Annotated in this window: 2 protein-coding genes and 2 tRNA genes; all 4 read right to left on the bottom strand. The window is 67.7% G+C overall.

The window, feature by feature from the left end:
- Window positions 1-9 precede the first annotated feature (9 nt).
- A tRNA-Lys gene (locus tag J5F18_RS05590) sits at window positions 10-85 on the bottom strand.
- Window positions 86-114: 29 nt separating this feature from the next.
- Window positions 115-190 (bottom strand) — tRNA-Lys (locus tag J5F18_RS05585).
- Window positions 191-265: 75 nt separating this feature from the next.
- Window positions 266-1,117: a 23S rRNA pseudouridine(2605) synthase RluB gene (gene rluB / locus J5F18_RS05580; protein ID WP_346301333.1), complete on the bottom strand. Its 852-nt coding sequence runs from the start codon at window positions 1,115-1,117 to the stop codon at window positions 266-268.
- Window positions 1,114-1,898: SMC-Scp complex subunit ScpB (scpB, locus tag J5F18_RS05575; protein WP_346301332.1), on the bottom strand; the 785-nt coding region annotated here is incomplete at its 5' end. The genes rluB and scpB, both read right to left, overlap by 4 nt.

Below are 1,898 nucleotides of genomic sequence, written 5' to 3'. Positions count from 1 at the left end.
CGCGATATCTGGTGGGTCGTGTAGGATTCGAACCTACGACCAATTGGTTAAAAGCCAACTGCTCTACCAACTGAGCTAACGACCCGAGCTTGCGAACAAGCCTGCAGGTCCGGATGGTGGGTCGTGTAGGATTCGAACCTACGACCAATTGGTTAAAAGCCAACTGCTCTACCAACTGAGCTAACGACCCGTCCGAACGGAGGCAGATATTACTGACCCACCCCCTCGCTGGCAAGGACTTTTTTGCCTTTTTCGCAGCCGCCGATCAGTGGCGGGTCCTAGGCCTGCGCATGGCCTGGACCGGCTTGCGCTTATGCTTGTCGCGACTCCAGCGATTCTTCTCGTCCGGAGTCAGGTCCGGCACCTTGCGCGCGGGCAGGCCTGCGAGTTCGGCCAGGTCGTCGATCTCGTCCTGGGTCAGCTCGGTCCACTCCCCCGCCTTGGCCCGCTTGTCGAGGAAGATATTGCCGTAGCGCACGCGCTTGAGGCGGCTGACGGTGAGCCCCTGGGACTCCCATAGGCGGCGCACCTCGCGGTTGCGACCCTCCAGGATCACCACGTGGAACCAGGTGTTGATGCCCTCGCCGCCGAACTCCTGCACGTCGGTGAAACGTGCCGGTCCGTCCTCGAGCATCACGCCCTCGACCATGGCCACCACCTGCTCCCGGGCCACCTCACCCATGACCCGCACCGCGTACTCCCGCTCCACCTGAGTGGAGGGGTGCATCAGCCGGTTGGCCAGCTCCCCGTCGGTGGTGAACAGCAAGAGCCCGCTGGTGTTGATATCGAGGCGGCCGATGGCGATCCAGCGTTCCCCCTTCAGGCGCGGCAGGCGATCGAAGACGGTGCGACGCCCCTCCGGGTCCTTGCGGGTGCACAGCTCGCCCTCAGGCTTGTTGTACATGATTACCCGCCGCGGCACCTCCTCGGCGCCGCGCAGGGTCAGCGGCCGATTGTCGAAGAGCACCTTATCGCGCATCTCGATCCGATCGCCCAGGGTGGCCACCTGGCCATTGACCTTGACCCGACCATCGGCGATGGCCGCCTCCATCTCGCGACGGGAGCCCAGCCCGGCGCGGGCCAGAACCTTCTGCAGTTTCTCGCTAGAGTTGCTCATGAATCGTTCTCACTGGGTGTGGATTCCGCCCCCGGGGCAGCGTCATCGTCGACGCGACTCCGGGCGCGTTCGGCCAGGCGAGCCTCGAGTTCGGCGAAGCTTAGCCCGGACCGCGCTGGCGCCGTCCCGGCGTGGTCATCGTCGGCCATCCCGGCCGTCGTGTCGGAGGCGTCGGCCGCAGCCGGCGCCTCCAGATCTGCACTCTCTTCCCCCGGCTCGCCCACCGCGGGCGCGGCCTGCTCGTCGTCAAGGGGCGCATCGGCCTGGGCCAGCAGGTCATGCTGGGGCGGCGGCGGGGTCTCGTCGTCGAAAGCCGGCTCCTCGAAGGTCTTGAGCGCGTGCATGGGCGGCAGCTCGTCGAGGGTCTTGAGGCCGAAGTCGTCGAGGAAGCTGCGGGTGGTGGCATAGACCGCCGGGCGCCCCGGCACGTCGCGGTGGCCCACCACGCGGATCCAGCCGCGCTCCAGCAGGGTGCGCATGATCGAGCCGCTCACCGTGACCCCGCGCACCTCCTCGATGTCGCCGCGGGTCACCGGCTGGCGGTAGGCGATCAGCGCGAGGGTCTCGAGCAGCGCCCGGGAGTAGCGCTGGGGGCGCTCGTCCCACAGCCGCGAGACCCAGGGCGAGAGCCGCGGGCGGATGCGCAGTTGGAAGCCCGAAGCGGTCTCGAGCAGCTCCATGGCACCGCGCTCGTGGCGCAGGCCGAGGCGCTCGAGCGCCTCGCGCAGGGCACGCCTGGGCGGCCGCTCGTGGTCGTCGAAGAGCCCATCGAGGCGCTCCA

The organism is Halomonas sp. BM-2019 (assembly GCF_017584085.1).
Note: the sequence above shows the minus strand (reverse complement) of the source record. Positions and strands in the feature narration are given on the sequence as shown.